Below are 5,919 nucleotides of genomic sequence, written 5' to 3'. Positions count from 1 at the left end.
ACGCCGAGCAGGGCCGCCATGCCGTTCCCGGCCACCTCGCGCCGACCGGCCAGCATGGCCCGGGCGCGTTCCGGGGTGAAGTAGGAACGCAGGATGCCCACGAAAAACACGATCAGCGTCAGGAGCAACAGCACCTTGGGCGTGTCATAGACGAAAAAAGCCACGGCCGCGCCGAGATGCGTGGCCGGATCAAGGCCGAACACATCGGCCGTGACCATATCCGCAAACGGTTTGAGGTAATTGTATACCAGAAACCAGAGCGCAATCGCCACGCCGCCGATGCCGAAAATGCGCGCCTTGCTCCACTCTTTCCCCTGCTCGGTACCGCCGCTCATGCACGGGCACGGCTCCTGCGGGGCCATCTGTAAATCCTGCATTCTATTACTCCTTACCCTCTCCCCTGTGGGAGAGACATTGCACGAAATGTTTCACGCATTCGAGTTCCAGAGCGTAATAGGCCCAGTTGCCCTGCTTGCGCGAGCGGACCACCCCGGCCTGTCTGAGCACCGAGAGGTGCCGGGACACGGTTGACGTATCGAGCCCCACCAAATCCCTGAGCCGACAAACGCACTGCTCGCCTTCAAAAAGCTCGCACACCATTGCCAGCCGTGCGGGATGACCGAGGGCCTTGAATACGTCCGCATAACGGTCCAGCGGCAACCCGGCCCCCAGAACGGTATCATCCATTGGCTTTTGTTCTATTTGCATGTTTGGCAAAATAGCCATGTTGCAAACCGACGTCAAGAGGCACGGCCCGATTTACTCCTGACGGGTTTTGTGCCAAAGTCCGCCAAACCACGCATGGAGCGGATTCATGGAGCAGATCATACTCATTCACGTCACCGGGCAGGACCGTCCGGGGATCACGGCCTCTCTCTCGAAAGTGCTTGCGGATTACGGTGTGGAGATTCTGGACATCGGACAGGTGGTCATTCACGACTTTCTGACGCTCGGCATCATGATCCGGCTGCCCAGCGACTCCCGCCCGGTCCTCAAGGACGTGCTTTTCAAGGCCCACGAGCTGGGCGTGACCATGAAGCTGCACCCGCTGGAGGAGCCTCGCTACAGCGCGTGGGTGGACGCCGCGGACAGGCCCCGGCACATCGTCACCCTGCTGGCCCGCTCCATCAGCGCGGAACACATTTCCGGCATCGCGACATCATCCATGACAACGGCCTGAACATCGACGCCATCCGCCGACTCTCCGGCCGCAGGCCACTGGATGACGACAACGCCTCGGGCCGGGCCTGTGTGGAATTCTCCGTACGCGGCCAGCCGACCGATACCGGCGCCATCCGCAAGGCGTTCCTCGACATGTCCGCAGAACTCGGCGCGGACATCGCCTTTCAGGAAGACAACATCTTCCGCCGCAACCGCAGGCTGGTCTGTTTCGACATGGACTCGACCCTCATCCAGGCCGAGGTCATCGACGAGCTCGCAAAAGAAGCGGGCGCGGGAGAAAAGGTGGCGGCCATCACCGAAGCGGCCATGCGCGGCGAACTGGACTTCAAGCAAAGCCTGACCAAACGGCTGGCCCTGCTGGAAGGCCTTGACGCATCCGTGCTGGAAAAAGTCTACGACCGCCTGCCGCTGACCGAAGGCGCGGAGCGGCTCATCACCAACCTCAAACGGGTCGGTTACACCATCGCCATCCTGTCGGGCGGGTTCACCTATTTCGGGGAGCGGCTGCGAGAACGGCTCGCTTCGACTACGTCTACGCCAACGAACTGGAGATCGTGGACGGCAAGCTGACGGGTCGGGCGCTTGGGGACATAGTGGACGCCGAAAAGAAGGCGGAACTGCTTCAAAAGCTCGCCGAAGAGGAAGGAATCAGCCTGCAACAGGTCATCGCCGTGGGAGACGGCGCCAACGACCTGCCAATGCTGAACCTCGCCGGGCTGGGCATCGCGTTTCATGCCAAACCGACGGTCAAGCGGGGCGCGCGTCAGGCCATCAGCTCACTTGGGCTTGATTCCATCCTGTACCTGCTCGGCGTGCACGACCGCGAGACACTGGCCTAGTTGGCCGAGACCTCCATCACCATCATGACGTGCGGCAACCCCGTCTTGGGCGAGGCGAACGTCTCGCCAACCGGCAGAAACCCGAACCTGCGGTAGAAACCCACCGCATAGTCTCGGGCGGCAAGCTCTATCCGGCCCCCGCCCATGCGCACGGCCTCGCGCAACAGCGCTGCCAGAATCCTGCTCCCGAGTCCGCGGCCCCGGTACGCCTCCTCCACGGCCATCTGCGAAATACGCCAGAAAGTCTGCCCGGTGCGGCAGAGCCGCCCACACGCAAGCACTCTCCCCTCGGCCTGTACTGCCACCTGAAGACTCGCGTCTTCGTCTTCGTCGCAAACACACTCGAAGGATGATCCCGCCTTCTCGAACAGCGCGCGATAGCGCAGCCTGCACGCCTGCGCGTGCTGCGGGGTTCCGGCTTCCATCTTCACGAGTTCCATTTCTGCTCTCCCTGCGTGAAATCAATGCGTCACACTGCGCAAGAATAGGACATTTTCCGCCGCCCTATTCGACAGCCGTGCAACGAATTGCAACAAGTTCGGCACCTTGGACGCTGGCACGGCACTTGCCATTGCCAAGGCAAAAGGAGAACCAACCATGACGAGATTCATCACCCTTATTCTCTTGGCAACGCTGCTGCTTCCCGGCTGCGCCAACAAGGCCCAGAACGCCGCTGGGATCGGCGCACTGGTCGGCTCCACCATTGGCGCGCTGACGTTCAAGAACAAGGTCTCGGGCGCGGCCATCGGCGCGGGCGCGGGTCTGCTGGTCGGGTATATCGTGGGTAACGAAATGGACAAGTACGACCGCAATCAGGTCTCCCACGCGCTTGAAACCACCCCCTCGGGACGGACGCACGAATGGCGGAACCCGGATACTGGCGTACACTATCGCGCAGAGCCGAGGCCTGCCTACAGCAATCATCAGCGCATCGAACGCGACGTCGAACTGACCGCCCGGTTCCCGGATGGACGGCACGAAACGGTCCACGCCACGGCGTATCGCGCCGAGGACGGGACGTGGCGGTTGGTACAGTAGGGAGTCTTAGCTGATGGGCAGCGTGAAGATGAACCTGCTGCCTTCGCCCAGTTCGGATTCGACCCAGATGCTGCCGCCATAATGTTCAATGATCTCGCGGCAGATGGTCAAACCGAGACCGGTGCCCTGCGGCTTGTCCTTGATGATGTTCACGCTGGACTGATGGAACTTCTCGAAGATGCTTTCAAGGTCTTCGGCGGCAATGCCTACGCCGGAATCCTGCACTTCCACCCGCAGGAAATCGGCATCCTGCCGGACCCGGACCGTGACAGCCCCTTCCTCGGTAAACTTGGCGGCGTTGTTCAGCAGATTGATGAACACCTGCTGCAACCTGTCGGCGTCCACCGTGACCGTGGGCAGGCCGGGTTCGATGTCGCGGATGAGGCGCACGCTGGAACGCTGCCCGTAGATGCCCTTGACCGACTGAACCGCGCGGGCGATCACTTCCGAGAGATCCACGGTCTCGTCCTGCCAGCCCATGCGACCGGATTCAATCTTGTTCAGATCGAGCACGTCGTTGATGAGTCGGGTCAGGCGTTCGCCCTCCTGACCTATGATCTCAAGGTTTTCCATAATGCGGGAGCTACGCTTGAGCAGACGGTCCTTATCTGCCGCAAGCGGCAGGAAATTCTTTTCAAAATCGCGGGAAAGCAGCTTGGCAAATCCGAGGATCGACGTGAGCGGCGTCCGCAGCTCGTGCGAAACCGAGGAAAGGAACGCGGACTTCATCTCGTCGAGCTCGCGCAACCTGCGGTTGGCATCCTCCAGTTCCCGGGCCTTGCGCACAAGGTCCTCGGTCCGGTTGCGAACCGACTGTTCGAGGTGGCGGTTCAGGTTGGCCAGCTCTTCCTCAGCTTTCTTGCGGTCCGTGGTATCTTCGAGGATGCCCTCAATGGAACGGATGTTGCCGTTTCGGTCGTACACGGTCCGTGCGTTGATCGATCCCCACAGCACGCGCCCGTCCTTTCTGCGGTACTGGGCCTCGAAACGGAAGACCTCACCCTCGGCGGTCACGGCATCAAGAAACACCTCGCCGCGGTTGGGGTCCACGAACATGAGGCTCTTCACGTTGCGAACCCGGAGCAGGAATTCCTTCACCGTATCGTAGCCGAAGAAGCGGGCCATGGCCGGGTTGGCGTTGACCACCTCCCCGTCCGGCGTACACTGGAAGATGCCTTCCACCGCATTCTCGAAGATGCCGCGATACTTTTCCTCCGCTTCCTGAAGCGTGTTGTTCATGACCTGAAGCTTGCGCTCGCGGGCCTCGATCTCGGCGCTCATGTTGCGGAAGCGCTCGGCGATATCCATCAGCTCCTGATGGTGTATCTCTCCAAAATCATACGAGAAGTCGCCTTTGGCAACCCGTCCTATCCCCTGCTGGAGTATCTGGAGCGGCGTGGCCAGCAGCACGCGAAGGAGTATCCCGGTCACGGCCAGAATGACCACGAGGGATACCAGAATAAGCATGACGGCCACGAGCATCTGGCGTTCCAGCCGCTCGCGCTCGCCGCGCAATGTAAAATCGATTTCTGCCCTGCCGATGGTACGGCCCTCGAAGACGATGTCCTTGACGCGCCGGAAGTCCGGCTTGATGCCGATCATCTTTTCGTGGGCGTAGATGACGTCGTTACGGGAGCCGTAAATGCGAAAGCCCTGAACCATTTCGTTCTGGGCATACACTGCGCCGATGAGGCGGGCGTTTTCGTAGTCGAGATTCCAGATGGGAACGGCGAGGATTTCCACCACGCGGGCGGTGAGTTCCCCGGCTTTTCGCTGTGCGGCGTCCCGCATGTCGCGAGACTGATGCCAGTAGGTATAGGCAATCATGGCCGTGGCCACGAAGACGACGATGACGACAAGGCTTGCGGTAAGATCGCGCGAAAGAGAGCGTCCCCTTCCAGGGAAGAGCATGCTGCCCCTTTTGGCGCCGTCTTTAGCCGTCATCCCCCCTCCATGGCTCAATCCGTCAGGCGTGGCCTGTCCAAGTATTCAGCATCCTAGGCCATGCCACAGGATATTGCAACACAAAGAGCGGCTCTGGCTCTGCCACAACGGAATATATAAAGGGGCTAATCCAGCTCGAAGTGCTCCCGCCAGTCGCCGTCCTCGCTCCACTTGGGCTGCTCCTCCTTGAGGAAAAGACGGTCGCCGAGCACGAGGCAGTCCATTTCGGTGCGCATGAAGCAGCGGTATGCGTCTTCTGGCGAACAGACGATGGGCTCACCGCGCACGTTGAAACTGGTGTTCACCACCAGCCCGCAGCCGTGGTTCTTCCGGAAGGCATCGATAAGCTGCCAGTAACGCGGGTTGGTCCGCGAGGAGACACTCTGGATGCGCGCCGAATAGTCCACGTGGGTGACGGCCGGGATGTCGGAGCGCAGGACGTACAGGCGCTCGTACATGGCCATGTCGTCATACCCATCGGGAAGGGGGTTGCGCCGGGCCTCGGCCACGGGTGCCACCACCAGCATGTACGGCGAAGGCCTGTCCAGCTCGAAATAATTGCCGATTTCCTCTTCCATGACCGAAGGCGCGAACGGGCGGAACCCTTCGCGGTACTTGATCTTGAGGTTCAGCTTCTTCTGCATCTCGGGATGACGCGGGTCCCCGAGGATGGAACGGTTGCCGAGGGCGCGCGGACCGTACTCCATGCGGCCCTGGAACCAGCCGATGGCGTTTCCTTCGGCCAGCTTGTCGGCCACCTCGGCGCACAGCTCGTCAAAGTCATCAAACTTGCGACATGGTGCGTTGTACCGGCGTGCGGTGCGCTCGATGGAAACGGGGCCGAACTCCGGGCCGAGGTACGCCCCGCGCATGGCGTCATGCTCCTGCGCGATGCGTTCGCGGCCCTGCCAGATGT

Annotated in this window: 5 protein-coding genes and 2 pseudogenes; 2 read left to right on the top strand and 5 right to left on the bottom strand. The window is 61.2% G+C overall.

Features of this window, described 5'->3' with window-relative positions; translation table 11 throughout:
- Together JCM12178_RS16645 and JCM12178_RS16640 are read right to left on the bottom strand one after the other, a co-directional pair.
- Positions 1-377, bottom strand: a pseudogene (locus tag JCM12178_RS16645) (permease); the annotation flags it as partial.
- Positions 378-381: 4 nt separating this feature from the next.
- Positions 382-687 carry an ArsR/SmtB family transcription factor gene (locus JCM12178_RS16640; protein ID WP_054653055.1) on the bottom strand — a complete coding sequence of 102 codons (306 nt, stop codon included), beginning with the start codon at positions 685-687 and terminating at the stop codon, positions 382-384.
- Between the two features lie 127 nt (positions 688-814).
- On the opposite strand from JCM12178_RS16640, the pseudogene serB reads away from it, so the two are divergent.
- Positions 815-2,021: pseudogene (serB, locus tag JCM12178_RS16635) on the top strand (phosphoserine phosphatase SerB).
- On the opposite strand, the gene JCM12178_RS16630 reads toward serB, so the two are convergent.
- Positions 2,018-2,461 (bottom strand): GNAT family N-acetyltransferase, encoded by a 444-nt coding sequence (locus JCM12178_RS16630; protein WP_054653053.1) that lies wholly within the window; start codon positions 2,459-2,461, stop codon positions 2,018-2,020. The pseudogene serB and the gene JCM12178_RS16630 sit on opposite strands and share 4 nt — an antisense overlap.
- A gap of 157 nt (positions 2,462-2,618) precedes the next feature.
- Here JCM12178_RS16630 and JCM12178_RS16625 point away from each other — a divergent pair, with 157 nt between their 5' ends.
- Positions 2,619-3,059 carry an RT0821/Lpp0805 family surface protein gene (locus JCM12178_RS16625; protein WP_054653051.1) on the top strand — a complete coding sequence of 147 codons (441 nt, stop codon included), beginning with the start codon at positions 2,619-2,621 and terminating at the stop codon, positions 3,057-3,059.
- Positions 3,060-3,065: 6 nt separating this feature from the next.
- Here JCM12178_RS16625 and JCM12178_RS16620 read toward each other — a convergent pair whose 3' ends face one another.
- Positions 3,066-5,003, bottom strand: a complete 1,938-nt coding sequence (locus JCM12178_RS16620; RefSeq protein ID WP_054653049.1) for a sensor histidine kinase — start codon at positions 5,001-5,003, stop codon at positions 3,066-3,068.
- Between the two features lie 125 nt (positions 5,004-5,128).
- Positions 5,129-5,919: carbamoyltransferase C-terminal domain-containing protein (locus JCM12178_RS16615; RefSeq protein ID WP_284690225.1), on the bottom strand; the 791-nt coding region annotated here is incomplete at its 5' end.

The sequence above is a fragment of the Salidesulfovibrio brasiliensis JCM 12178 genome, from assembly GCF_001311825.1.
Lineage (GTDB): Bacteria > Desulfobacterota > Desulfovibrionia > Desulfovibrionales > Desulfovibrionaceae > Pseudodesulfovibrio > Pseudodesulfovibrio brasiliensis.
The sequence above is the reverse complement of the archived record's forward strand: the minus strand, read 5'-3'. Positions and strand labels throughout refer to the sequence as shown.

Coding starts and splice junctions, on each gene's coding strand:
- JCM12178_RS16625 (WP_054653051.1), top strand. CDS start 2,619: ATGACGAGATTCATCACCCTTATTCTCTTGGCAACGCTGCTGCTTCCC.
- JCM12178_RS16630 (WP_054653053.1), bottom strand. CDS start 2,461: ATGGAACTCGTGAAGATGGAAGCCGGAACCCCGCAGCACGCGCAGGCG.
- JCM12178_RS16640 (WP_054653055.1), bottom strand. CDS start 687: ATGGATGATACCGTTCTGGGGGCCGGGTTGCCGCTGGACCGTTATGCG.
- JCM12178_RS16620 (WP_054653049.1), bottom strand. CDS start 5,003: ATGACGGCTAAAGACGGCGCCAAAAGGGGCAGCATGCTCTTCCCTGGA.